The sequence below is a fragment of the Rahnella sp. WP5 genome (assembly GCF_000745615.1).
Classification (GTDB): domain Bacteria; phylum Pseudomonadota; class Gammaproteobacteria; order Enterobacterales; family Enterobacteriaceae; genus Rahnella; species Rahnella aceris.
In genome coordinates this window covers 264,838-288,905 of the sequence record NZ_KN050721.1, presented here as the reverse complement: position 1 = coordinate 288,905, position 24,068 = coordinate 264,838, and the positions used below count along the sequence as shown (strand labels likewise).

Genomic DNA, 24,068 nt, shown 5'->3' with positions numbered 1-24,068 from the left:
ATTAGCGCTGATTTTCCGGTACTCATTAACCCCTGCCGCAGTTCGCCCTGCGGTAGTGCATTGATAACATTAATCAATAAGTATCACTGCGACTGCCTGCAACGCTCCGTCAGCCAGAAAAAGGTTTTCACCGTGGAAAATAGCAAGCCGCCCTCAACTGGGGCTAATCGGGCAAACTGGACATCCTGCTTACTTTTAGGCATCTCAACCTGCCTGCTGGCCTTTGCCTGTTTGAGTATCATCCAGAAGTCGTCCAGCCTCGCCGGATTGTGGCTACCGACAGCATTGCTGATCCCTGTTTTATTCCACCATCGCTATCGCGACTGGATCCCGCTGCTGTGCGCCGCCGCACTGGGCATCGCGGCATCACATACGATCCTCGGTACGCCCTTCTTTCGCTATCTGCCTTATCTGCTCAACAACCTTATTGAGGCTTCTCTGTGTGCGGATTTATTGCGCAGAATATTGCCGGCACAGGATCCGCTTTCGGGGCTGAGTTCCTGGATGAAATTCCTTTTCGTCGCGGTGATCTTCTGCCCGCTGGTCAGCGCGTTAATCATGCTGTTGTTTATTCTGCATGTTCATTCTCCGGCAGAATTACAAAGCCGCTTTACCACCTGGTTTATGTCAGAAGCCGTGGCGATCCTCGCACTCACGCCGCTGGGGCTTATCTACCAGCGCGGCTATCTGGTTAAACTGATCACCTCGCCGCGTCTTTTCGGACTGCTTCTGACGTTGATCCTGACGCTGGCGGCCGGTTTTCTGGCCCTGAAATGGCTGCCTTACACTTTCGCCTTTATCACCATTCCGCTGTTATCGGCCGCCATCCGTTTACCCCGTATGGAATCGTTCATCATTTTCCTCTCGATGACGCTGATGATTGCGTTACTGCATACCAGCGGCATTATTTCCGTTCAGCCGCACCTGGCGGATCAGCTCCCTCAGGGATTGATTTTCCTGCCGCTGCTATTGATTCTGATGCCTGCGAATGCCATGGCGATGGCAATGCATGCGTTGCGTACTGAAAAATCTCACATCACGCAAAGTGAAAATCGCTTCCGAAACGCCATGGAGTATTCCGCAATTGGCATGACGCTGGTATCACCGGAAGGCAAGCTGCTGCAGGTGAACAAAGCCCTGTGTCATCTGCTGGGTTATGAGGCGGAATATCTGACCACCCTGACGTTCCAGGAAATTACCTATCATGAAGATCTGGGCAAAGACCTGGCGCTGTTGCAGCAATTACTGAACGATGACATCCAGAGTTACACCCTGGAGAAGCGTTATCTGCGCCGCAGCGGAGAAGTTATCTGGGCATTCCTCGCCGTATCTCTGGTGCGTGATGAACACCATAATCCGATGTATTTCATTTCTCAGATTGAAGATATCAACGAGCTTAAACACACCGAAATGACTAACAAACGCCTTTCGGAAGCGCTGCATGAAGAAAAAGAGCTGCTGCATATCACGCTGAATTCGATCAATGAAGCGGTGATCTCCACCGACCGGAATATGAATATCACTTTCATGAATCCGGTCGCAGAGAAAATGACTGGCTGGAAAGAACAGCAGGCGCAGGGGCAACCGGTAGGCCGCATCGTGCGCATTAGCAAAGGAGCGGGAGGACCGCTTATCGACGATCTTTTGCAGTTTGATATCAATGAAAATCTGCACTCTTCCGTTGAGCGTTCGCTGGTTCTGCACGGCCATCACACGGCTTTGTTTGATGTTCAGCTGGCAGTGTCACCGCTGCGCACCCTGAAAGACGAACCGATTGGCATTGTGCTGGTGCTACAGGACGTCAGTAAATCCCGCGAACTGATGCGAAAACTCAGTTACAGCGCCTCTCACGATTTACTCACCGGGTTGTCGAATCGTGGCAGTTTCGAATCGAGCCTGAAAAAAGCGCTGAATCTGACTGCAACACAACGTCAGCCTCACGGCCTGGCGTTTATCGATCTGGATCATTTTAAAGCGATTAACGACACCGCAGGACATGCCGCAGGAGATGAACTGCTGCGCCAGATCAGCGCACTGATGCAGGAGAACATCCGCAACAGCGACCGGCTGGCAAGGCTGGGCGGCGATGAATTTGCGCTGATCTTATTTGATTGTCCTCAGGAAGAAGGGCTGGCAACGCTGCAGCATCTGGTGGACAAAATCAACGATTTCAAATTTATCTGGGAAGGAAATGCCTACCGGATCGGAGCCAGCGCAGGAATGACGCAAATAAATGATGCGAACATCACCGGCAGCGAATACATGGCACAGGCGGATATGGCCTGCTACATCGCCAAACACAACGGACGCGGGCGGGTTTATAAATATGAACCGGCGCAAAAAACGGCCACTGCACATACCAGCGGTGCCATCCCCCCCTGAAGAACATCAGTCTGGCACAGAAGTGTCACGTTAATCCCCGCCTACGGCGTGTCCGGCTGCCACTCATTATTGAACCACAAATGCAGCGTGGCGTAGGTGCGCCAAGGTTTCCAGACTTCGGCATAGCGGGCTATCTTCGCGGGCGTCATGCCCGGAAAACGCTGTTTAATCAGATAGTCACCGCCGAGAAAAACATCAGGCGCTGACCAGGCGCGCATTGCCACATAACTGGCAGTCCAGTTGCCAATCCCCGGCATCGCCTGCAGCTGTTTTATTCCGTCCTGCACATCGGTGATGTCATCCAGCGGCAAACGCCCGTCATCCACTGCCTGCGCAATATTAATCAGACACGCTGCACGTTTGGCCTGCACACCAATACCCCGTAAATCGTCTACCGTTAACTGCCCGATGGCCGCCGCAGACGGAAACAAATGCGTCAGCGCGGCAAACGGCGTACGCACCGGTTCGCCCCATTTTTCAGTCAGCCGCGTCGCCAGTGTCGCCGCCATTTTCACGCTCACCAGTTGCCCGAGGATTGCGCGCACCGTCAGTTCAAAACGGTTGACGCAGCCCGGCAGGCGTAATCCCGGCGCATTGTCAGCCAGTCCCCCCAGACCCTCGGCGATAAGCGTGGGTTGCGCGTCCAGATCCAACAACCGCCGCACCTGTGCAGCTATGTTCTCCGTGACCGGCGAAAGCGACGCCGACACTTCCAGTTCAACGCCATTTCGCTCAGGCAACGGACGCAACCGCAACCAGCCGGTCAGCCATTCGCCGTGGTGCATCACCGCCAGCGTACGCTGGTAATATTCGCCATCCTGCTGTTCAACACCCTGCAATGCACGCGCGCCGAGAAATGCCGTCATCCATTGCCAGTCATACGGAGGCTGATAGGTCAGAAACAGGGTTGTCACAGCATGATCCTTATAAAAATGGCCCCCGGTTGGGAGCCATAATTCAGCATTAAGAACAAAAGAATAGACTATTTTCTACGCCAGGTGGTCCCTGCCGCGCCGTCTTCTAACACGATACCCATTTCATTGAGACGATCGCGCGCTTTATCCGCCATGCCCCAGTCTTTGCTGGCGCGGGCATCGTTACGCTGTTTAATCAACGCTTCGATTTCAGCCACTTCGTCATCGTTATCCGCCTGAGCACCGGATTTCAGGAACTGCTCCGGATCCTGCTCCAGCAGGCCAAGTACACCTGCCAGTTGCCGCAGTTCCGCTGCCAGACCGTTGGCCGCAGACAGGTCTTCCGTTTTCAGGCGGTTAATGTCACGTGCCATATCGAACAACACGGAATAAGCTTCCGGTGTGTTGAAATCATCGTCCATAGCCGCACGGAAGCGCGTAACGAAAGCCTCACCACCGGCTGGCGTTGCAGCGGCGTCAGTGCCGCGCAGTGCGGTGTAAAGACGCTCCATCGAGGTACGCGCCAGTTTCAGGTTCTCTTCGCTGTAGTTTAGCTGGCTGCGATAGTGACCCGACATCAGGAAGTAACGCACGCTTTCAGCGTCATAATATTTCAGCACATCGCGCACGGTGAAGAAGTTATCCAGTGATTTGGACATCTTTTCGCGGTCGATCATCACCATGCCGGAGTGCATCCAGGTATTCACATACGGGCCGTCATGGGCACAGCTTGACTGCGCAATTTCGTTCTCGTGGTGCGGGAACATCAGGTCTGAACCGCCGCCGTGAATGTCAAAATGCGCACCGAGCTGTTTGCAGTTCATCGCAGAACATTCGATATGCCAGCCCGGGCGACCTTCGCCCCACGGAGATGTCCAGCTCGGTTCGCCCGGCTTGGACATTTTCCACAGTACGAAATCCATCGGATTGCGTTTCACGTTGGCTTCGACTTCGACGCGCGCACCCGCCTGTAACTGATCCAGATCCTGACGGGACAACAGACCGTAATCCGGATCACTTTCCACCCAGAACATCACATCACCGTTCGACGCGACATAGGCGTGGTCACGGTCAATCAGCTTCTGCACGATATCGATAATTTCGTGAATGTGCTGCGTGGCGCGCGGTTCAGAGTCCGGCGGCAGAATGTTCAGTGAAGCAAAATCAGCATGCATCTCGGCAATCATACGGTCGGTCAGCGCCATAAACGTTTCGCCATTTTCAGCGGCACGTTTAATGATTTTATCGTCGATATCGGTGATATTGCGCACGTATTTCAGGTCATAACCGAGGTAACGCAGGTAACGCGACACCACGTCGAAAGACACAAAGGTGCGACCGTGGCCGATATGACACAGGTCGTAAACAGTGATCCCACACACGTACATCCCGACTTTACCGGCATGAATTGGCTTGAATTCCTCTTTTTGGCGACTCAGGGTATTAAAAATCTTCAGCATCAGGCTATTCCGTGTGTTGGGCGTAGAAAATGACGTTGGCGCGTTTAAGCGACACTAACGCGTATAATATAACGAAAATGATTTCACCGAAACGGCATAAGGCCGCCGGACGGGCTTTAGTCGTCACAAAGCCGCTGCTGACGGCAACTTTTGAGTTATGGTATAAGAAAAGGCTATAGTAGCCGCTCTTACTAAGAGCACACATCAACATTAGCAGGATGATAATTATGGTCACTTTCCACACCAACCACGGCGACATCGTCATTAAAACTTTCGCTGACAAAGCGCCAGCCACGGTTGAAAACTTCCTGAACTATTGCCGTAAAGGCTTCTACGACAACACAATTTTCCACCGTGTGATTAACGGTTTCATGATCCAGGGCGGCGGTTTTGAGCCAGGCATGAACCAGAAAAACACCGATGCGCCTATCAATAACGAAGCAGACAACGGCCTGAAAAACACCAAAGGCACGCTGGCGATGGCGCGTACCAACGATCCGCATTCCGCCACGGCACAGTTCTTCATCAACGTAACTGACAACGACTTCCTGAACCACAGCGGCAAAAACGCACAGGGTTGGGGCTACTGCGTATTCGCAGAAGTGGTTGAAGGTCAGGACGTGGTTGACGCGATCAAAGCCGTCAAAACCGGCCGCAGCGGTATGCACCAGGACGTTCCAAAAGAAGATGTTGTGATCAAAAGCGTGACAGTCAGCGAATAATCAACGTCGGGATGACCACGTTTTTTATCGCAGATATCCATCTTTGCGCACAGGAACCGGCAATCACTGCCGGTTTTCTGCGTTTTCTACGTGAAGATGCGCCGCAGGCCGACGCCCTGTACATTCTCGGTGACCTGTTCGAAGCCTGGATTGGCGACGATGATCCGCAGCCGCTTCACGCTGAAATCTCGGCGGCACTGAATCAGTTACACCAGCAAGGTGTGCCCTGCTTCTTCATTCACGGCAACCGCGATTTTCTGCTCGGCAGACGTTTCGCCCGCGACAGCCTGATGACGTTGCTGCCGGAGAAAAAAGTGCTCGAGCTGTACGGACGCCGCGTCCTGATCCTGCACGGCGATACACTGTGCACCGACGATGTCGCGTATCAGAACTTCCGCAAAAAAGTCCACAATCCGCTGATCCAGAAACTTTTCCTGATGCTGCCGCTGAAATGGCGACTGGGCATTGCTGCCAGAATGCGCGCCAACAGCAAGGCGTCAAACCAGGGCAAATCACTGGAAATTATGGATGTGAACCCGCAGGCGGTGGTCAGCGAAATGCAGATGGCCGGCGTGGAGTGGATGATCCACGGTCACACCCATCGTCCGGCAATTCACGATGTGCCACTGGGGAATAAAACCGGCCACCGCGTGGTACTCGGCGCATGGCACGAAGAAGGCTCGATGGTGAAAGTCACCGCCGATAACGTGGAGCTGATCAGCTTCCCGTTTTGAGTCACCTCAAAGTTACCCAAAATAATTTGAGTTGCTGGAAGGCGACAAGCTCATGAATCCCTGGGAGCTTAGCTGACTAAGTGACCGGGGTGAATGAGCGCAGTCAACGCATCAGCAGCCCGAAGTATGAAGGGTAACGGGTACGCCTGAATGGAAGCGGAATTGTTCGTCCGGCGTGAGGATCAGTTCCGCTTCAATTCTGCCAAACTCCTCTACCCGCTCACTGATATCCGTTCCGGCATATTGCTCCGCCAGCGCCAGATAATCGGCAAAATGCCGTGATTCTGAACGCAGCAATGAGGTGTAAAAACGCGACAAGGTTTCGTCGAGATGCGGCGCAATTTTGGCAAAACGCTCACAGGATCGCGCTTCGATGTACGCCCCGATAATCAGCCGGTCGACCAGAATATTCAGATCATCGTGATGACGGGTATGTTTGATCATGCCGCTGGCGTAGCGCGAGGGGGAAAGCTGGGTATAAGTAATATTGCGCTTTTGCATGATTTCCACCACTTGTTCGAAGTGATGAAGCTCTTCACGCGCCAGACGCGCCGCACAAAACAGCAGCTCGGTGCGATCCAGATATTTGGTCATCAGGCTCATCGCCGTGGCCGCCGCTTTCTTTTCACAGTTAGCGTGGTCGATCAGCATCACCGTCTGATTTTCCAGCGCCACATCCACCCACAGAGCGGGTGTTTCACAGTGAAGAAAATCATAAATCGGTGCCAGTAAAGCCTGCGTCATAAATCAGTTTCCAATGAAGTTTTTCATTAATATATTGGTTTGGATTATACAAATCTGCCGCCAACTTCTCATCAAAAATGCGCCGTTTTCCGGCGACGCAACCGTTTTCCTCCCTCACGGAGCGTGCTATCATTTGCGCCCTCGCAGTTTCTATTTCCGAATCACAGGAGCTTTACAGACATGTCATCCAACGTTACCCCGGCAAAAATCGCCATCGTTATGGGGTCTAAAAGTGACTGGGCGACCATGCAGTTCGCCGCCGACGTCCTCACAACGCTGAATATTCCTTTCCATGTCGATATCGTCTCCGCTCACCGTACGCCGGACAAATTGTTTACTTTCGCTGAGCAGGCTTCCGCTAACGGTTTTGATGTGATCATCGCGGGTGCCGGTGGCGCAGCGCATTTACCGGGCATGCTGGCGGCGAAAACGCTGGTGCCGGTGCTGGGCGTGCCGGTGCAAAGTGCTGCACTCAGTGGCATCGACAGTCTCTATTCCATCGTGCAAATGCCGCGTGGTATTCCGGTCGGTACGCTGGCGATTGGTAAAGCCGGTGCCGCAAACGCCGCATTGCTGGCGGCACAGATTCTGGCGCTGCACGATGCTGAGATTGCTAAAAACCTGGCCGCGTGGCGCACCGCACAAACTGACGAAGTGCTGAATAACCCCGACCCGCGGGAGGAAGCATGAAACCGGTTTGCGTACTCGGAAACGGCCAGTTAGGCCGAATGCTGCGTCAGGCCGGTGAACCGCTGGGCATCGCCGTCTATCCTGTCGGCCTTGATGCTGAACCGGAAGCCGTGCCGTATCAGCAAAGCGTGATCACCGCTGAAATCGAACGCTGGCCGGAAACGGCACTGACCCGCGAACTGGCGACGCACAATGCGTTCGTTAACCGCGACATTTTCCCGCGTCTGGCCGATCGCCTGACGCAAAAACAGTTGCTCGACCAGCTCGGTCTGGCGACTGCGCCGTGGCAATTGCTGTCCGATGCCGCCGAATGGCCGCAGGTATTCTCCCGGCTTGGCGAACTGGCGATTGTGAAACGTCGCGTCGGCGGGTACGACGGCCGGGGTCAGTGGCGTCTGCGTTCTGGTGAAGAAAATACGCTGCCGCAGGATTGCTATGGCGAATGCATCGTTGAGCAGGGTATCAACTTCTCCGGTGAAGTTTCGCTGGTGGGCGCGCGCGGTCACGATGGTAAAACCGTGTTTTATCCGCTGACCCACAACCTGCATCAGGACGGCATTCTGCGCACCAGTGTTGTGCTGCCGCAGCCGGATGCCACCCTGCAACAGCAGGCAGAAAACATGCTGTCGGCGATCATGAACGAACTGAATTATGTCGGCGTGATGGCAATGGAGTGTTTCGTGGTCAGCGAAGGTTTGCTGATCAATGAGCTGGCTCCGCGCGTTCACAACAGCGGGCACTGGACACAGAACGGCGCCTCTTACAGTCAGTTTGAAATGCATCTGCGCGCCATCCTTGGTCTGCCGCTGCCGAAACCGGTGGTGAGCACACCGTCAGTGATGGTGAATCTGATTGGCACGGATGTGTCAGAAAAATGGCTGAGCCTGCCGCTGGTCAATCTGCACTGGTACGAGAAAGACGTGCGTCCGGGTCGTAAAGTCGGACACCTGAATCTCAACGACGCCAGCGCCCGCCTGCTGAAAGACAATCTCAACGCACTGGTCCCGATGCTGCCGGAAGAATACGCCAGCGGGATTGAATGGGCGATTGAAAAGCTTTGATTTGAGCACCTCCTTATTAAAAGGAGATGCTCCGGTAACCTAAATAATTCGAGTTACAGGAAGGCGGCAAGTCAAGGAATCCCGATGAGCTTACTCAGGTAAGTGATTCGGGTGACTGAACGCAGCCAACGCACCTGTGGCTCGAAGTATGACGGTTACGAGTCGTATTGCCGGAACAACGCCCGCCCCCGCAGCAACCGCACCCCCAGCCAACCGCCGCAAACCGACAGCAGCACCGCGCTGACCACCGGTACCGCAATCCACATCAGATAATTCGGTTCCCATGGGAAATCGAAAACCTGGCGTTGCAGTAGCCACAATGCAGCTTCCGCGCCGATGGCGGCGGCGATCCCCGCCACCAGCCCGAGCACGGCAAATTCACACCACAATGTCCGGTGCAGCATTTTTTTGCTGGCACCCAGCGTACGGTAAACAATCAGCTCCTGACGGCGCTGACGCATGCCGACCTGAATCTGCGCCAGCAGCAGCAATCCGCCGCACAGCATCACCAGGATCACCATCACTTCCAGCGCCCTGCTCACCTGCTGTAATACCTGGCCGACCTGACGCAGGATCGAGCCGATATCCAGCAAACTCAGCGTCGGGAACTGACGGTTAAGCTGCGTGATGGTGCTGACATCACCGTGATAACGGAAGCTCGTCAGCCAGCTTTGCGGTTGTGCATCCAGCGCACCCGGCGGGAAGATGAAGTAGAAATTCGGCTTCAGGCTGTCCCAGTCCACTTTACGCAGGCTGGTGATTTTGGCGCTGAATTCCTGCGTATCACCGCTGAATGTGACGGTATCGCCCAGCTTCAGCTCCAGACGCCCCGCCAGCCCTTCATCTACCGACACTTCACCGGCTTTCGGCGGTCCGTTGCCTGCCACCAGCGGATTGTGATCCGGCAGTCCCTGCATCCAGGTCAGATTCAGTTCACGGTTGACCGCCTCTCCCCCTGCGTCATCCGGTTTGATGATATCAGTGGCAACTTTGTCGTTAATCTTCGTCAGACGTACCCGCACAATCGGGTAGAAGGTTTCCGGTTGCGCGTTATGCTGATGCAGGAAATCCGTCACCTGCGGGATTTGGTCTTTGGTGATATTAAGCAGGAAGTAATTCGGGCTGTCCGGCGGCAGTTGTTGCTCCCAGCGATCCAGTAAATCCCCGCGCATCACCAGCAGCAACGCCAGCAACATAAATGACATCGAGAATGCCGCCAGTTGGCTGAGCGTCACCCACGGCTGACGCAGCAGACGGTTGACCGCCAGACGCAGCGGTAACTGACGGAATGTCAGCTTGCGTAACAGCAGCAGCGCCCCCCAGCCAATCAGACCAAGCAGCAGCGAAAGTACCAGTACGCCCGCCAGCAATGACCAGAGCAGCGAACTGCCGCCCATCAGCGCCGCCAGCAAACCCACCACTACCACAACCATCACCGGCAGGAAATAACGCAGCGGCCAGACATTTGCCACCACATCATGGCGCAGCACCCGCAGTGGCTGGGTCGCAAGCAACTGGCGATACGGACGAATGCCGATCAACAGTGAGATCACCACCATCGCGCCCATCGACCACACCCACGGCCAGCCACCGGCAGGCGGTAATTCTGCAGGCAAAACCGGCGCCAGCACTTTCATCAGGATGGCTTCAAATGCCAGACCAACCACGCTGCCGCACAACCCCGCCAGCGCCAGCACCGCCAGCCACTGACCGATAATCAGTTTTTGCAGCGCCTTTTTACCGGCACCCAGCGTTTTCAGTACCGCAACCAGATCATAACGGCTGCGGCAGTAATGCCCCATCGACACGGCAATCGCGGCGATTGACAGCATCAGGGTCAGCAGTGCCGACAGCGTGAGGAATTGCTGAGAGCGCTGTAATGATTTGCCCAGCGCCCCGTCGGAATCCTCCATCCCGCTCCAGCGCTGATCAGGCTTAAGCAGCCCTTTTATCGCTTCGCCGTAACTTTGAATCGCTTGCGGCGAACCGGCAAACATATAGCGATAGGTCAGACGACTGCCCGGCTGAACAGCCCCGGTTTTCGGCACGTCTTCCAGATTCATGATCACCCGGGGCGCAGTCTGGAACGGGTTAAAGCCCGAATCCGGCTCCTGAACAATCACACCGGCAATTTTCAGCGTGGTATCTCCGACATCCAGATTGTCGCCGACTTTTACGTTCAGCAGTGCCAGCAGGCGCGGCGCGACCAGCACCGTTCCCGGTTCAGGTTTCAGTCCTGCCGGTTCGGTTTGTAACGCGCCATACAGCGGATATGCCAGATTGGTGGCTTTCACCGCCGCCAGTTGCGGCGTTTCGCCGGCAAACGTCATGGTCATAAAAGAGAGCTGACGGCTGACTTTCAGCCCCTGCGACTGTGCATCCTGCAACCAGGCTTCCGTAATCGGATGCGCGGAACGCAGGACGCGATCCCCGGCGATAAACTCACGGCTTTGCTGACTCAGCCCTTTGTCCATGCGGTCGCTGATACTGCCAAGCGCCAGCACACAGGCCACTGCCAGGGTCAGCGCCAGCCAGACGATCAGCAGCGAAGGCGAACGCCATTCCCGCCAGAACCAGCGCCAGATCATGCTTCCTCCCATAATTTCCCGTCACGCAGACGCAACCGCCGCTGACAGCGCGCCGCCAGCTGTTCGTCATGGGTGACCAGAATCAGCGTCGTCGCCGCATCGCGGTTCAGTGAAAACAGCAAATCGACAATACGCTCGCCGGTCACGCGATCCAGATTGCCGGTCGGCTCATCGGCAAACAATAATTTCGGCTTGCCGATGAATGCCCGCGCCAGCGCCACACGCTGTTGTTCGCCGCCGGAAAGCTGCGCCGGAAGATGATGCAGACGCCCGCCCAGCCCGAGACTTTCCAGTAACTGCACGGCCTGCTGACGACTGCTGCTGTCGCTTTCACCGCGCAACAACGCAGGAAGCTGGACGTTTTCCAGTGCGTTGAGTGTCGGCACCAGCATGAAAGACTGGAACACGAAACCGACATTTTTTGCCCGCAGCGCTGCGCGCCCTTCCTCATTGAGTTCGCTGAGGGATTTACCCAGCAATTTCACATCACCCCGGGTGCCATCATCCAGCCCGGCAAGAATGCCCAGCAAGGTGGATTTACCGGAACCGGATTCGCCAATCAGGGCAATTGTCTGGGCAGGTTTGACAACCAGCTCCACACCGGACAGGATGGTGAGCTGACCTTCACCCTGACCGACGTGCTTACTTAGATGATGAACTTCAAGAACATTTTCCGCTGGCATCTCCCCTTCCTTATGTTGTTAGGATTATTGAGTTTTCGCGCCGTTGCTGCTGATAACTTGCTGATTATTGGCGACAGTTTGAGTGCAGTCTATCGCCTTCCGGTAGCCGAATCCTGGCCGACATTACTGAATAACACATGGCAAAAAGAAGGTGGCAAGCCCACCATAATCAACGCCAGTATCAGCGGCGATACCGCTGAACAAGGGCTGGCACGCCTGCCATCCTTGCTGCAACAACATCACCCCCGCTGGGTGCTGATTGAACTGGGCGCCAACGACGGATTGCGGGGTTTCCCGCCACAAACCCTTTCCCGGACGCTGCAACAGGTGATTGAACAGGTAAAACAGAGCAATGCCCAACCGTTGCTGATGCAAATCCGTCTGCCACCCAATTATGGCCGCCGCTACGGCGACGCGTTCTATGCCATTTATCCGGCGCTGGCAAAGCAGGAAAACATCCCGCTGGTGCCGTTCTTTATGGAGCAGGTCGCCGTGAAACCTGAATGGATGCAGGACGACGGTTTACATCCTGCGCTGGCAGCACAATCGTTTATTGCCGGATGGATGTCAGAAAAACTCACGCCGCTGCTGACGCATTAGGGTTAAAATACGACGAATAAAAATAATAACGGGACGTGAGTAAAACCAAGACGTTACCTTTTTCACCCGACTCCCTAGTAAATCACAGTCATCAAAAATAGGGACACCTCACAGGTAAAGTTATGCAAAAAGCAGTATTAATCACCGGTTGTTCCAGCGGTATCGGGCTGGTTGCCGCACAGGATTTGCGCGCACGCGGTTATCGGGTACTGGCGGCATGTCGGAAAACGCAGGATATCGACACGCTGCAGCAGATGGGGTTTGAAACTATTCAGTGTGATCTTGATGATAAACAGAGCGTCGAACTTGCGGCCGCCGAGGTCATTGCGCTGACAGGCAACCGTCTGTATGGCTTGTTTAATAATGCGGGTTACGGCGTTTATGGCCCGCTCAGCAGCATCAGCCGTGAGCAATTCGAACAACAATTTTCCACCAATTTATTTGGTACACATCAGCTGACGCAGCTTCTGTTACCCGCCATGTTGCCACACGGCGAAGGCCGTATTATCCAGACCAGCTCGGTGATGGGGCTGATCACTACGCCGCGCCGGGGCGTGTATGCTGCCAGTAAATTTGCACTGGAGGCCTGGTCCGACACACTGCGCATGGAGCTGCACGGCACCGGTATTCAGGTCAGCCTGATTGAACCCGGCCCGCTGAGCAGTAATTTCACCGCCAATGTGAGTCAGTCGCAGACCGACCAGCCGGTCGAAAATCCGGGTATTGCCCGTCGTTTTACACTCAAGCCGGAGGCGGTTTTGCCCAAACTGCACCATGCTTTAGAACATCCGCGCGCGCGCCTGCGTTATCCGGTCACACTGGTCGCCCATGCACTGACGGTGCTGAAACGCCTGTTGCCCGCGCGCATGCTGGACAAAATATTACGCGGAAACAGCTAAGTAAAAGCGATACGGGGTTGAAGCGGCAAGAGTCGCCCCCATTTGTTCTTAAATACTTTAATTTTCTATACCCTAAATAATTCGAGTTGCGGGAAGGCGGCAAGCTCACGAAGACCCGGGAGCTTAGATAACTAAGTGACCGGGCTGAATGAGCGCAGCCAACGCATCAGCAGCTCGAAGTATGACGGGTAGCGGAGAGACAGAATTCATGCTTGCACAACCTACAGTAATCGATATCAACGAAACCAACCTGCACCAGACGTTGGAACAATCCATGTCTGTGCCGGTGATGTTCTATTTCTGGTCTGAACGCAGCCAGCATTGCCTGCAACTGGGTCCGGTTCTCGACAAACTGGCCGTCGAATACGCCGGTCAGCTAATCCTGGCAAAAGTGGACTGCGATGCCGAGCAGATGATCGCCCAGCAGTTTGGTCTGCGCTCGATCCCTGCCGTTTATCTGTTCAAAGACGGTCAGCCGGTCGATGGTTTCCAGGGTCCGCAGCCGGAAGAAGTGATCCGCGAACTGCTGCAGAAAGTGTTGCCGAAAGAAGAAGAGCTGAAACTGGCTCAGGCGCAGGAAATGTTGCAAGCGGGCGATGTGAATGGTGCCCTGCCGTTGCTGAAAGAAGCATGGCAGTTGAGCAATCAGCGCAGTGACATCGGTTTGTTGCTGGCGGAAACACAAATTAATCTGAACCGTACTGACGATGCCGGAGCCGTGCTGGCGACCATTCCGTTACAGGATAAAGATTCCCGTTATCAGGGGCTGATTGCGCAGATCGAGTTGCTGAAACAGGCCGCCGATACGCCGGAAATTCAGCAACTTCAGCAGGCGTTGTCGCAGGATCCTGAGAATGCCGAGCTGGTGGTCAAACTCAGCCTGCAACTTCATCAGGTCGGGCGTAATGAAGAAGCGCTGGAACTGCTGATGGCTCCGCTGAAGAAAGACTTAGGGGCGGCGAACGGTGCAGCACGTAAAACGCTGATGGATATTATGGCAGCACTCGGCACCGGCGATGCGCTGGCCGCCAAATACCGCCGCCAGTTATATTCCCTGCTCTATTGATTCATCCGGTTTCACCGTAAAACGCCCTGCGCACGTCACTTCTCCGGACGTGCGTTTTTTTTAGCATTTCTCCCGTCTTTTATCCTCTGAACTATCCTTTTATTAATACGATGACTTAACGATTTGTGCGACAATTGAACACGCGCCTGACCGGTCGGTGAGTGCGCCAGGGACATGTTTTTATTCGATTATTCCCCCGTGAATAGTCAGAACACAGTTTTACAGGAGTTTCATACTATGTTTGACCTTATTCCCATCCCTATCCTTATTCTGATCGTACTGGCGCTGCTGATGGTGTACGCCGGGATCAAGATCGTGCCCCAGGGCTACCAGTGGACCGTCGAACGTTTTGGCCGCTATACCAAAACCCTGATGCCGGGGCTGAACCTGGTGGTGCCGTTTGTCGACCGCATCGGTCGCAAAATCAATATGATGGAACAGGTGCTGGATATTCCTTCTCAGGAAGTGATTTCCCGCGATAACGCCAATGTTGCCATCGATGCTGTGTGTTTCATTCAGGTGATTGACCCGGCGCGCGCCGCCTATGAAGTCAGCAATCTGGAGCAGGCGATCGTTAACCTGACGATGACCAACTTCCGTACCGTTCTCGGCTCGATGGAACTGGACGAAATGTTGTCACAACGCGACAATATCAACGCACGTTTGCTGCATATCGTCGATGAAGCCACCAATCCGTGGGGCGTGAAAATCACCCGTATCGAGATCCGTGATGTGCGCCCACCGGCTGAACTGATCTCTGCGATGAACGCACAGATGAAAGCCGAACGTACAAAACGTGCTGACATTCTGGAAGCCGAAGGTGTACGTCAGTCCGCCATTTTACGTGCTGAAGGTGAAAAACAGTCGCAAATTCTGAAAGCCGAAGGTGAGCGTCAGTCAGCATTCCTGCAGGCAGAAGCGCGTGAACGTGCGGCGGAAGCGGAAGCCCAGGCCACCAAAATGGTGTCCGAGGCGATTGCGGCCGGTGATGTGCGGGCGATTAACTACTTCGTGGCACAAAAATATACCGATGCCCTGACGAAAATCGGTTCTGCCAATAACAGCAAAATTATCATGATGCCGCTGGATGCCACCAGCCTGATGGGCTCCATTGGCGGAATTGCTGAGTTGCTGAAAGAAACCAAAGGCGGCAAATAATGCTGCATGATTTCATGGCAAATCCGCACGTATTCTGGCTGTCTCTGGGTGGCCTGTTACTGGCAGCTGAGCTGGTGGGTGCGAGTGGTTACTTGCTGTGGAGCGGCGTGGCGGCGGCCCTGGTGGGTGCTGTCACGTGGATCCTGCCGCTGCCGTGGGCATGGCAGGGCACGGCATTTGCCCTGCTGACCATTCTGGCGGCGTGGCTGTGGTGGAAGTGGCTGAACCAGCGGGTGGATAAATCTTCCGGCAATGCCGCACTCAATCAGCGAGGCCAGCAATTAGTGGGCACTTACGCTACGGTGCTGGAACCGGTAACTAACCAGTTCACACGGGTACAAATCGGTGACAGCAGCTGGCGTGCGATCTGCAGCTCCCCTCTGAACGTCGGGGACAAAGTCGTTATCACCGGCGTGGAAGGGGCGACGCTGCGCGTAGAACCCGATGCGCGTTAATGTTTGTTATGACAGCAGCCGCTGAGATTATCGATGATCGGGCAATCCGCACCCTCGTCGCCGGGGCAGGATTCCGCCAGCGTCAGTAAGCGCTCACGCATCACTTTCAGTTCTTCAATGTGCCGCGCAATTTCGGCGGCCTTTTCTAATGTCCGCGCTTTTACGTCAGCGCTGTGCCTGTCAGGATTGTGGAATAATGCCACCAGCTCCTGACACTCTTCCAGCGTAAATCCAACCTGCCGCGCCTGGCGCAACAACGTCAGTTCTTCGATATGTTTTTGTGCATAGCTGCGGTAGCCGTTTTCACTGCGAGCCGGTGCGGTGACCAGCCCTTTCTCTTCATAAAAACGAATCGCTTTGCTGGTCAGCCCGGTTTTTTTCGCCACATCACTGATGTTCATTTTGCCTCCTTGACCTTACCCTTGCTGGAAGGTTTATGCTCTATAACTAGTGAAATTTGACAATCAGGTCAAGGCAAAAAGGAAATTCATCATGACGACTACCGTATTATCCCTGCAAGGCTTGTCCTGCGGGCACTGTGTCGCTTCAACGCGTAAAGCGCTGGAAGCGGTTGAAGGCACCACCTCTGTAGAAGTCTCTCTGGATAAAGCCATCGTCAAAGGCGATGCCAGCAGCCAGAGCCTGATCGACGCCGTAGTGAACGCCGGTTACGACGCGCAGGTTGCAGGAGATACATCCCCAAAATCTGAGCCGCTGACCGATAAGGCGAGTGTTTTGCCGGAACCCCTGTCAGCGGCTGCGTCACCTGTTCCGGCTGAGACTCACGCCCCGCAAGCCGCTGATGACAGCGTGCAATTATTGCTCAGCGGCATGAGCTGCGCCAGTTGTGTCAGTAAAGTGCAGCGGGCGCTGGAAGGCGTGAATGGTGTCCAACGGGCACGGGTCAATCTGGCGGAACGCAGTGCGCTGGTCAGCGGCAATGCTGATCAAAACGCACTGATTGCCGCCGTTGAACGTGCCGGTTATGGCGCTGAAATTATTATCGACGAAACCGAACGCCGTGAGCGCCAGCAACAAACCTCACGCAAAAGCATGATCCGCTTTAGCTGGCAGGCAGCGCTCGGCCTGGCTGCCGGTATCCCGATGATGTTATGGGGATTGTTCGGCGGCGAAATGATGGTCACCCCCGGTAATCAGACCGGCTGGCTGATTATCGGCCTGCTGACATTGCTGATTATGATTGTCGCTGGCGGGCATTTTTACCGCAGTGCATGGAAAAACCTGATGCACGGCAGCGCGAATATGGACACGCTGGTGTCACTCGGTACCGGCGCAGCGTGGATTTTCTCCTTCGCTGTCAGCCTTTGGCCGGATGCGTTCCCGATGCAGGCGCGCCATCTTTACTATGAAGCCAGCGTGATGATTATTGGCCTGATTAATCTGGGTCACGCGCTGGAACAACGCGGACGTCAGCGTTCATCAAAAGCACTCGAACGCTTGCTGGATCTGACCCCGCCGACCGCACGCGTTGTCACCGCAGAAGGCGAAAAAACCCTGCCGCTGGCTGAAATACAGCAAGGCATGACGCTGCGGCTGACCACCGGTGACCGTGTGCCGGTTGACGGTGAAATTCAAAGCGGCGAAGCCTGGATGGATGAAGCCATGCTGACCGGCGAACCCATCCCACAGCAGAAATCCCAGGGTGAAAAAGTGCATGCAGGGACGCTGGTCAAAGACGGCAGCGTGCTGTTCCGCGCTGACGCTATCGGCAGCCAGACGACCCTTTCGCGGATCATCAAACTGGTGCGCGAAGCCCAGAGCAGCAAGCCTGAAATCGGTAAGCTGGCAGATAAAATATCTTCTGTCTTCGTGCCCGCCGTGGTGCTGATTGCTTTGTTCAGTGGCGCAATCTGGTACTTCTTCGGTCCGCAGCCACAACTGATGTACACGCTGGTGATCGTCACTACCGTGCTGATTATCGCCTGTCCTTGTGCGCTGGGATTAGCGACGCCGATGTCGGTTACCGCGGGCGTCGGCCGTGCGGCGGAATTCGGCGTACTGGTGCGTGATGCCGATGCGCTGCAAAAAGCCAGTACCCTCACCACGCTGGTATTTGATAAAACCGGGACGCTGACGGAAGGCCAGCCGAAAGTGACGGATATCCACACCTTTGGCGGTATCCGTGAACAGCAGGCGCTGCGCTTTGCCGCCGCGCTGGAAAAAGGCTCGCACCACCCGCTGGCGCAGGCGATTGTTGAAAAAGCTGGCGGGCTGAACATTCCTGACGTGCTGAATTTCCGCACCCTTGGCGGTCTGGGTTTACGCGGCGATGTTGACGGTACGGCGTTATTACTGGGTAATCAGGCGCTGATGCAGGAAAATGGCGTGGATACCGTTGATGCCAACACTCTGCTGGAAAGCATGGCAGGCGAAGGCGCGACGCCGGTATTGCTGGCGGAAAACGGACAACTGGCGGCGCTGTTCGCGCTGCGTGACCCATTACGTGAAGACAGCGTCAGCGCCTTACAACGTCTGCATCAGCTTGGGTATCAGCTGGTGATGCTGACCGGCGACAATCCGCGTACCGCTCAGGCAATTGCCGCACAAGCAGGAATCGATAAAGTGATTGCCGGTGTGCGTCCCGAAGGCAAAGCCGATGCCATTAAAGCGTTGCAGGACAAAGGCCAGCAGGTCGCCATGATCGGCGACGGCATTAATGATGCCCCGGCACTGGCGCAGGCCGATGTCGGGATTGCGATGGGCGGAGGCAGCGATGTGGCGATCGAAACAGCGGCCATTACCCTGATGCGTCCGAGTCTGCACGGTGTCGCCGATGCGCTGGCGATGTCTCAGGCGACGCTGCGTAACATGAAGCAAAACCTGCTGGGCGCTTTTATCTATAACGTGATTGGCATTCCCGTTGCGGCCGGTGTGCTTTATCCGCTGACCGGTACCTTGCTCAGCCCGGTCGTGGCGGGTGCGGCGATGGCTCTGTCATCCATTACCGTCGTCGCTAACGCAAATCGCCTGTTGCACTTTAAGCCGAAAAAACAAGACGTTTCCCCTGTTCGCTAAAACGATGACGCGTTAGCATGGTCTCTCATTTTTCGGGAGACCATGCACTATGGCGCATTTTTTCAACCGGGTATTAAGCGGGTTCCGCAAGTTGTTTCCCGTCGAGTATTCTTATCCCGCCATTGATATTCAGCTTCCCGGCAGCCGCTCCCTGCATCTGGTCGGCAGCATTCATATGGGCACGCAGGACATGCACCCCCTGCCCGCGCCCCTGTTGCGCCGCCTGCAAAAAGCCGATGCACTGATTGTCGAAGCCGATATCAGCGGCACGGAATCTCCCTTCAGCATGACCGGCGAATTTCCGCCACTGGCCGAACGTCTGCCCGAATCCCAGTATCTGCACGTCGAACGTTTATGCGAAGAACTGGGCGTATCCATGTGGACGCTCAATCCGCTGCCCTCGTGGCAGGTGGCTCTGATGTTGCAGGCCACGCAGGCGCAGCGCCTCGGGTTGCGCGGAAATTACGGCATTGATTATCAGCTGTTGCAGACCGCCAAAAAGCAGGAGACGAAAATCATTGAGCTGGAAGGTCCGCAGGAACAGTTCGAATTATTGCAGCAGTTGCCAGATGGCGGACTCACGCTGCTGGAAGATACCCTGACGCACTGGCACACCAATGCCCGCTTGCTGCAAACCATGATCAGCTGGTGGCTGGATACCAAACCGGGGCTGGCGACCGAGCAACTGCCTAACACTTTCAGCAGCGATTTGTACGATATCCTGATGAATCAGCGAAACATTCGCTGGAAACAGCTGTTGCTGGATCTCCCGGCGGGAAACTATGTGGTCGCAGTAGGTGCGCTGCATTTGTATGGCGAAGGGAATTTGCCGGAATTACTCGCAGAGAAGAGATAGCCTGAAGGATGACGGAGATTAAAAAAATGGCCGATATTTCTATCGGCCAGTCAAAGAGGAATTTCATTTTATTAGTTATAGCTTCAGTGTCAGCCTTTACAGGCGCAACACCGGCTGGCACAGGGTAGCAATCTGTGTTGGGTCTTGGCAATAACCATTCATTGCTCTACTATTTCTCCTTCGCTTATTAAGTGCACTTTATTGTTTAATTTCATCAGATTGAACAGGTGATGAAATTTCGAACAACAACATAAAATAAAACAGAGGAGACAGGCTATGACCCCTGCCGTATTACTCCTGGAAAAGAATAAAGTCAGCTTCACTCTTCATCCGTATGAACACAGCAGCGATGAAACCAATTTTGGCGATGAAGCCGTAAAAAAACTCGGTCTGGACGCCCGTCAGGTTTATAAAACCCTGCTGGTTTCGTTGAATGGCGATGCTAAAAATCTGGCCGTGGCGGTCACGCCGGTGGCATCCCAGCTGGACTTAAAAAAAGTCGCGAAAGCGCTGGGGGCGAAAAAAGCCGATATGGCGGATCCTATGATTGCACAACGCGTTACCGGTTATCTGGTCGGTGGCATCAGCCCGCTCGGACAGAAAAAGCTGCTGCCCACGGTGATCGACAGCCCGGCGCAGACGTTCAATACCATTTATGTTTCAGGCGGTAAACGCGGCCTTGATATTGAACTGGCGGCAGGCGATCTTTGTCGCTTACTGAAAGGTCAGTTTGCTGAGATCGCGAAAATCAGCTGACAGGCCGGTACTCTGCACCTCTACAATAAGAAGGCTTCCTCTGCTATGACAGACACGACGTCAACGCCAGCCAGCCCGCAGAAAGACGCAGTCAAAAAGACTGCGTTTTCTATTCTGGCGGCGATCAGCGTTTCTCACCTGCTTAATGACATGATCCAGTCGCTGATACTGGCGATTTATCCGTTGCTGCAAAACGAGTTCTCTCTGAGCTTCACACAGATCGGGCTGATCACGCTGACGTATCAGATCACCGCATCACTGTTGCAGCCGCTGATCGGCTATTACACCGACAAACATCCGCAACCCTATTCTTTGCCGGTCGGCATGGGCTTTACGCTCTCCGGGCTGCTGCTGCTGGCTGTGGCGCAGAGTTTCCCTGTCGTGCTGCTGGCGGCGGCGCTGGTCGGGACGGGTTCTTCGGTTTTCCACCCTGAGTCTTCGCGCGTGGCGCGCATGGCTTCCGGCGGTCGTCACGGGCTGGCGCAATCGCTGTTCCAGGTGGGCGGTAATTTCGGCGCTTCCCTCGGCCCGCTGCTGGCTGCACTGATTATTGCGCCTTACGGTAAAGGCAATGTTGCGTGGTTCTCACTGGCGGCGCTGCTCGGCATTGTGGTGTTACTGCAAATCAGTAAATGGTATCGCCAGCAAAACCTGATCGCCAAAACGCGCGGGCCGGTGAAAAGTCATGTGACCCTGTTGCCACGTAAAACGGTGGCGATGTCACTGGGTATTTTGCTGATCCTGATATTTTCCAAGTACTTCTACCTGACCAGCCTGAGCAGCTATTACACCTTTTACCTGATCCATAAATTTGGTGTATCGGTGCAAAGCGCACAAATCCATCTGTTTGTTTTTCTGTTTGCAGTAGCTGCGGGCACCATTATCGGCGGGCCGGTGGGTGATAAGATTGGGCGCAAATACGTCATTTGGGCTTCAATTCTCGGCGTCGCGCCATTTACACTACTTTTGCCGCACGCCAGTCTGATGTGGACCAGCGTACTGAGCGTGATTATCGGCGTGATCCTCGCCTCGGCATTTTCGGCGATTCTGGTGTTTGCGCAGGAACTGATGCCAGGGAAAGTCGGCATGGTATCGGGCCTGTTCTTTGGGCTGGCCTTTGGTATGGGCGGGCTGGGCGCCGCGGTGCTCGGCTATGTGGCCGATAAAACCAGTATCGAACTGGTGTATCAGATTTGTGCCTTCCTGCCGTTGCTCGGGATCCTGACAGCATTCCTGCCAAATATAGAACGCAAATAGCCATTAACCTTTCCTTCCCGGCTGCCGATAGTTAAATATCGGCAGCGTCTGAACCCTTATTCCCTTGATATCTGCCTGATAAAACCCATTTAAATCCCGCGTTGGAATTTTTTTTATCGTCTGCTGATGATTTTAAATAAAAAAGGCCAAAATTCCCCAACGTAAAAACGATTTTTACCATAAACTTAGAAACAATCAGCAACATATTTGCTTTATGCATAACCAGAAGGAGTCTGAATGCATCATTCTACGCCTCTCATCACTACCATCGTTGGCGGTCTGGTCTTAGCGTTCCTGTTAGGAATGCTCGCCAACCGCCTGCGAATTTCTCCTCTGGTTGGCTATCTCGCTGCTGGCGTGCTGGCCGGTCCGTTTACACCGGGCTTCGTTGCAGACACTTCACTGGCACCGGAGCTGGCAGAAATCGGCGTCATCCTGCTGATGTTTGGCGTAGGTTTGCATTTTTCTCTGAAAGATTTACTCGCCGTAAAGTCGATAGCCATTCCCGGCGCTGTAGCGCAAATCGCGGTTGCAACACTGCTTGGAATGGGATTATCAAGCCTGATGGGCTGGGATCTGGCCACCGGACTGGTGTTCGGGCTGTGTCTGTCCACCGCCAGTACCGTGGTGTTGCTGCGGGCGCTGGAAGAACGGCAACTGATTGAAAGCCAGCGCGGCCAAATCGCCATCGGCTGGCTGATTGTTGAAGACCTGGTGATGGTGCTGACGCTGGTTCTGCTGCCTGCGTTCAGCGGCATGCTGGAAAGCCATCACTCCAGCCCGGTAGAACTGCTCACCGGGCTTGCCGTGACGATTGGTAAAGTGATCGCGTTTATGGTGCTGATGATGGTGGTGGGCCGCCGTGTAGTGCCGTGGATCCTCGCCAAAACCGCCAGCACCGGTTCACGTGAACTGTTTACGCTGTCAGTTCTGGCACTGGCGCTGGGCATCGCTTACGGCGCCGTGGAATTCTTTGATGTGTCGTTCGCGCTGGGCGCGTTCTTCGCCGGTATGGTGCTCAATGAATCCGAACTCAGCCAGCGTGCGGCGCACGACACGTTACCGCTGCGCGATGCCTTCGCGGTGCTGTTCTTCGTCTCGGTTGGCATGCTATTCGACCCGATGATTCTGGTGCGTGAACCGCTGACCGTGATCGCCACACTGGCGATCATCGTGTTCGGTAAATCCATTGCCGCGTTCCTGCTGGTGAAGATGTTCGGGCATTCCAAACGCACCGCGCTGACGATTTCCGTCAGTCTGGCGCAGATCGGCGAATTCGCCTTTATTCTCGCCGGTCTGGGGATTTCGCTGGGACTGCTGTCTGAACATGGCCGTAATCTGGTGCTGGCAGGGGCAATTCTGTCGATTATGTTTAACCCGCTGCTGTTCACGCTGCTGGAAAAATATCTGGCGAAAACGGAAACCATCGAAGACCAGAGCGTTGAAGAAGCGGTTGAAGACGAGAAGCAAATCCCGTTCGATTTGTGCAATCACGCACTGCTGGTGGGTTACGGACGCGTCGGCAGCCTGCTCGGCGAGAAACTTCAGGCTGCGGGGATCCCGCTGGTGGTGATTGAAAATTCGCGTCCGCGTGTCGAGGCGCTGCGTGACCAGGGCATCAGCACGGTGCTGGGCAATGCCGCCAATCAGGAAGTGATGGATCTGGCGCGTCTCGACTGCGCCCGCTGGCTGCTGGTGACCATTCCCAACGGTTATGAAGCCGGTGAAATCGTCGCATCAGCCCGCGTCAAGCGGCCAAATATTGAAATTATCGCCCGTGCGCATTATGACGATGAAGTCACCTATATCCTGGAGCGCGGTGCGGATCGCGTGGTGATGGGCGAGCGGGAAATCGCCAACAGCATGCTGGGTATGCTGCAAATCGATATTATGACCGAAGACGAAAAGCGGCCGTTTTGCCCGATCTGATCATCTGTTAGTGATTAAAAAATAAGGGCGCAGTTCATCACTGCGCCCGCTTAAGTGGCTTTATAAAAAATGGCTTCT

Annotated in this window: 21 protein-coding genes; 15 read left to right on the top strand and 6 right to left on the bottom strand. The window is 54.8% G+C overall.

Features of this window, described 5'->3' with window-relative positions:
• Window positions 1-231: 231 nt before the first annotated feature.
• Window positions 232-2,382 carry a diguanylate cyclase domain-containing protein gene (locus EX31_RS22655; RefSeq protein ID WP_231576101.1) on the top strand — a complete coding sequence of 717 codons (2,151 nt, stop codon included), beginning with the start codon at window positions 232-234 and terminating at the stop codon, window positions 2,380-2,382.
• Window positions 2,383-2,423: 41 nt separating this feature from the next.
• On the opposite strand, the gene alkA is transcribed toward EX31_RS22655, so the two are convergent.
• On the bottom strand, window positions 2,424-3,296 hold the full coding sequence (gene alkA, locus EX31_RS22650) for a DNA-3-methyladenine glycosylase 2 (RefSeq protein WP_037036908.1): 873 nt from the start codon (window positions 3,294-3,296) through the stop codon (window positions 2,424-2,426).
• A 68-nt stretch (window positions 3,297-3,364) separates the two neighbouring features.
• On the bottom strand, window positions 3,365-4,756 hold the full coding sequence (gene cysS, locus EX31_RS22645) for a cysteine--tRNA ligase (protein ID WP_013576574.1): 1,392 nt from the start codon (window positions 4,754-4,756) through the stop codon (window positions 3,365-3,367).
• Window positions 4,757-4,983: 227 nt separating this feature from the next.
• On the opposite strand from cysS, the gene ppiB reads away from it, so the two are divergent.
• A complete protein-coding gene (ppiB, locus tag EX31_RS22640) occupies window positions 4,984-5,478 on the top strand; it encodes a peptidylprolyl isomerase B (protein ID WP_013576575.1) in 495 nt (164 codons plus the stop codon).
• A gap of 11 nt (window positions 5,479-5,489) precedes the next feature.
• The gene (gene lpxH, locus EX31_RS22635; protein ID WP_015690296.1) at window positions 5,490-6,212 is read left to right on the top strand and encodes a UDP-2,3-diacylglucosamine diphosphatase; all 723 of its coding nucleotides are present in this window, start codon (window positions 5,490-5,492) and stop codon (window positions 6,210-6,212) included.
• Between the two features lie 111 nt (window positions 6,213-6,323).
• Here lpxH and EX31_RS22630 read toward each other — a convergent pair whose 3' ends face one another.
• Complete coding sequence (locus EX31_RS22630; protein WP_013576577.1) at window positions 6,324-6,956, bottom strand: MiaE family protein; 633 nt, start codon at window positions 6,954-6,956, stop codon at window positions 6,324-6,326.
• Window positions 6,957-7,136: 180 nt separating this feature from the next.
• Between EX31_RS22630 and purE the strand changes: the two genes are divergently transcribed.
• Window positions 7,137-7,646 carry a 5-(carboxyamino)imidazole ribonucleotide mutase gene (gene purE / locus EX31_RS22625; protein WP_013576579.1) on the top strand — a complete coding sequence of 170 codons (510 nt, stop codon included), beginning with the start codon at window positions 7,137-7,139 and terminating at the stop codon, window positions 7,644-7,646.
• Window positions 7,643-8,707, top strand: coding sequence for a 5-(carboxyamino)imidazole ribonucleotide synthase (gene purK, locus EX31_RS22620; protein ID WP_037036905.1), 1,065 nt, complete (start codon window positions 7,643-7,645; stop codon window positions 8,705-8,707). Before purE ends, purK begins: the two co-directional genes overlap by 4 nt.
• A 155-nt stretch (window positions 8,708-8,862) precedes the next feature.
• Here the strand turns inward: purK and ybbP are convergent, their stop codons facing one another.
• Both ybbP and ybbA read right to left on the bottom strand, forming a co-directional pair.
• Window positions 8,863-11,295, bottom strand: coding sequence for a putative ABC transporter permease subunit YbbP (ybbP, locus tag EX31_RS22615; protein WP_037036902.1), 2,433 nt, complete (start codon window positions 11,293-11,295; stop codon window positions 8,863-8,865).
• Complete coding sequence (ybbA, locus tag EX31_RS22610) at window positions 11,292-11,978, bottom strand: putative ABC transporter ATP-binding protein YbbA (protein WP_015690299.1); 687 nt, start codon at window positions 11,976-11,978, stop codon at window positions 11,292-11,294. Before ybbA ends, ybbP begins: the two co-directional genes overlap by 4 nt.
• Here ybbA and tesA point away from each other — a divergent pair.
• The 5 genes from tesA (at window position 11,949) to EX31_RS22585 (ending at window position 16,156) form a co-directional block, all read left to right on the top strand.
• A complete protein-coding gene (tesA, locus tag EX31_RS22605) occupies window positions 11,949-12,578 on the top strand; it encodes a multifunctional acyl-CoA thioesterase I/protease I/lysophospholipase L1 (protein WP_015690300.1) in 630 nt (209 codons plus the stop codon). The two genes, ybbA and tesA, sit on opposite strands and share 30 nt — an antisense overlap.
• A gap of 122 nt (window positions 12,579-12,700) precedes the next feature.
• Window positions 12,701-13,477, top strand: a complete 777-nt coding sequence (locus tag EX31_RS22600; RefSeq protein ID WP_037036898.1) for an SDR family oxidoreductase — start codon at window positions 12,701-12,703, stop codon at window positions 13,475-13,477.
• A 208-nt stretch (window positions 13,478-13,685) separates the two neighbouring features.
• The gene (locus tag EX31_RS22595) at window positions 13,686-14,543 is read left to right on the top strand and encodes a co-chaperone YbbN (protein ID WP_037036895.1); all 858 of its coding nucleotides are present in this window, start codon (window positions 13,686-13,688) and stop codon (window positions 14,541-14,543) included.
• 237 nt (window positions 14,544-14,780) lie between these two features.
• Window positions 14,781-15,701: an SPFH domain-containing protein gene (locus EX31_RS22590; RefSeq protein WP_037036893.1), complete on the top strand. Its 921-nt coding sequence runs from the start codon at window positions 14,781-14,783 to the stop codon at window positions 15,699-15,701.
• The gene (locus tag EX31_RS22585; protein ID WP_013576587.1) at window positions 15,701-16,156 is read left to right on the top strand and encodes an NfeD family protein; all 456 of its coding nucleotides are present in this window, start codon (window positions 15,701-15,703) and stop codon (window positions 16,154-16,156) included. Before EX31_RS22590 ends, EX31_RS22585 begins: the two co-directional genes overlap by 1 nt.
• On the opposite strand, the gene cueR is transcribed toward EX31_RS22585, so the two are convergent.
• Window positions 16,153-16,557, bottom strand: coding sequence for a Cu(I)-responsive transcriptional regulator (cueR, locus tag EX31_RS22580; RefSeq protein ID WP_013576588.1), 405 nt, complete (start codon window positions 16,555-16,557; stop codon window positions 16,153-16,155). The genes EX31_RS22585 and cueR overlap by 4 nt on opposite strands.
• Window positions 16,558-16,648: 91 nt before the next feature.
• On the opposite strand from cueR, the gene copA reads away from it, so the two are divergent.
• The 5 genes from copA to ybaL all read left to right on the top strand — a co-directional run bounded on the left by copA (window position 16,649) and on the right by ybaL (window position 23,990).
• Window positions 16,649-19,192, top strand: coding sequence for a copper-exporting P-type ATPase CopA (gene copA / locus EX31_RS22575; protein ID WP_037036890.1), 2,544 nt, complete (start codon window positions 16,649-16,651; stop codon window positions 19,190-19,192).
• Between the two features lie 49 nt (window positions 19,193-19,241).
• Window positions 19,242-20,048 (top strand): TraB/GumN family protein, encoded by an 807-nt coding sequence (locus tag EX31_RS22570; RefSeq protein WP_037036888.1) that lies wholly within the window; start codon window positions 19,242-19,244, stop codon window positions 20,046-20,048.
• Window positions 20,049-20,324: 276 nt separating this feature from the next.
• Complete coding sequence (gene ybaK / locus EX31_RS22565) at window positions 20,325-20,804, top strand: Cys-tRNA(Pro)/Cys-tRNA(Cys) deacylase YbaK (RefSeq protein ID WP_013576591.1); 480 nt, start codon at window positions 20,325-20,327, stop codon at window positions 20,802-20,804.
• Between the two features lie 45 nt (window positions 20,805-20,849).
• Window positions 20,850-22,061, top strand: a complete 1,212-nt coding sequence (locus EX31_RS22560) for an MFS transporter (RefSeq protein ID WP_037036886.1) — start codon at window positions 20,850-20,852, stop codon at window positions 22,059-22,061.
• A 237-nt stretch (window positions 22,062-22,298) separates the two neighbouring features.
• Window positions 22,299-23,990, top strand: a complete 1,692-nt coding sequence (gene ybaL / locus EX31_RS22550; RefSeq protein WP_037036885.1) for a YbaL family putative K(+) efflux transporter — start codon at window positions 22,299-22,301, stop codon at window positions 23,988-23,990.
• Window positions 23,991-24,068: the final 78 nt, after the last annotated feature.

Excerpts from the sequence above, each read along its gene's own strand:
- purE (WP_013576579.1), top strand. The coding sequence starts at position 7,137 with ATGTCATCCAACGTTACCCCGGCAAAAATCGCCATCGTTATGGGGTCT.
- ybaK (WP_013576591.1), top strand. The coding sequence starts at position 20,325 with ATGACCCCTGCCGTATTACTCCTGGAAAAGAATAAAGTCAGCTTCACT.
- ybaL (WP_037036885.1), top strand. The coding sequence starts at position 22,299 with ATGCATCATTCTACGCCTCTCATCACTACCATCGTTGGCGGTCTGGTC.
- EX31_RS22600 (WP_037036898.1), top strand. The coding sequence starts at position 12,701 with ATGCAAAAAGCAGTATTAATCACCGGTTGTTCCAGCGGTATCGGGCTG.
- cueR (WP_013576588.1), bottom strand. The coding sequence starts at position 16,557 with ATGAACATCAGTGATGTGGCGAAAAAAACCGGGCTGACCAGCAAAGCG.
- EX31_RS22585 (WP_013576587.1), top strand. The coding sequence starts at position 15,701 with ATGCTGCATGATTTCATGGCAAATCCGCACGTATTCTGGCTGTCTCTG.
- EX31_RS22590 (WP_037036893.1), top strand. The coding sequence starts at position 14,781 with ATGTTTGACCTTATTCCCATCCCTATCCTTATTCTGATCGTACTGGCG.
- ppiB (WP_013576575.1), top strand. The coding sequence starts at position 4,984 with ATGGTCACTTTCCACACCAACCACGGCGACATCGTCATTAAAACTTTC.
- EX31_RS22630 (WP_013576577.1), bottom strand. The coding sequence starts at position 6,956 with ATGACGCAGGCTTTACTGGCACCGATTTATGATTTTCTTCACTGTGAA.
- tesA (WP_015690300.1), top strand. The coding sequence starts at position 11,949 with ATGAACTTCAAGAACATTTTCCGCTGGCATCTCCCCTTCCTTATGTTG.
- cysS (WP_013576574.1), bottom strand. The coding sequence starts at position 4,756 with ATGCTGAAGATTTTTAATACCCTGAGTCGCCAAAAAGAGGAATTCAAG.
- purK (WP_037036905.1), top strand. The coding sequence starts at position 7,643 with ATGAAACCGGTTTGCGTACTCGGAAACGGCCAGTTAGGCCGAATGCTG.
- ybbA (WP_015690299.1), bottom strand. The coding sequence starts at position 11,978 with ATGCCAGCGGAAAATGTTCTTGAAGTTCATCATCTAAGTAAGCACGTC.
- ybbP (WP_037036902.1), bottom strand. The coding sequence starts at position 11,295 with ATGATCTGGCGCTGGTTCTGGCGGGAATGGCGTTCGCCTTCGCTGCTG.
- EX31_RS22560 (WP_037036886.1), top strand. The coding sequence starts at position 20,850 with ATGACAGACACGACGTCAACGCCAGCCAGCCCGCAGAAAGACGCAGTC.
- EX31_RS22570 (WP_037036888.1), top strand. The coding sequence starts at position 19,242 with ATGGCGCATTTTTTCAACCGGGTATTAAGCGGGTTCCGCAAGTTGTTT.
- lpxH (WP_015690296.1), top strand. The coding sequence starts at position 5,490 with ATGACCACGTTTTTTATCGCAGATATCCATCTTTGCGCACAGGAACCG.
- copA (WP_037036890.1), top strand. The coding sequence starts at position 16,649 with ATGACGACTACCGTATTATCCCTGCAAGGCTTGTCCTGCGGGCACTGT.
- EX31_RS22595 (WP_037036895.1), top strand. The coding sequence starts at position 13,686 with ATGCTTGCACAACCTACAGTAATCGATATCAACGAAACCAACCTGCAC.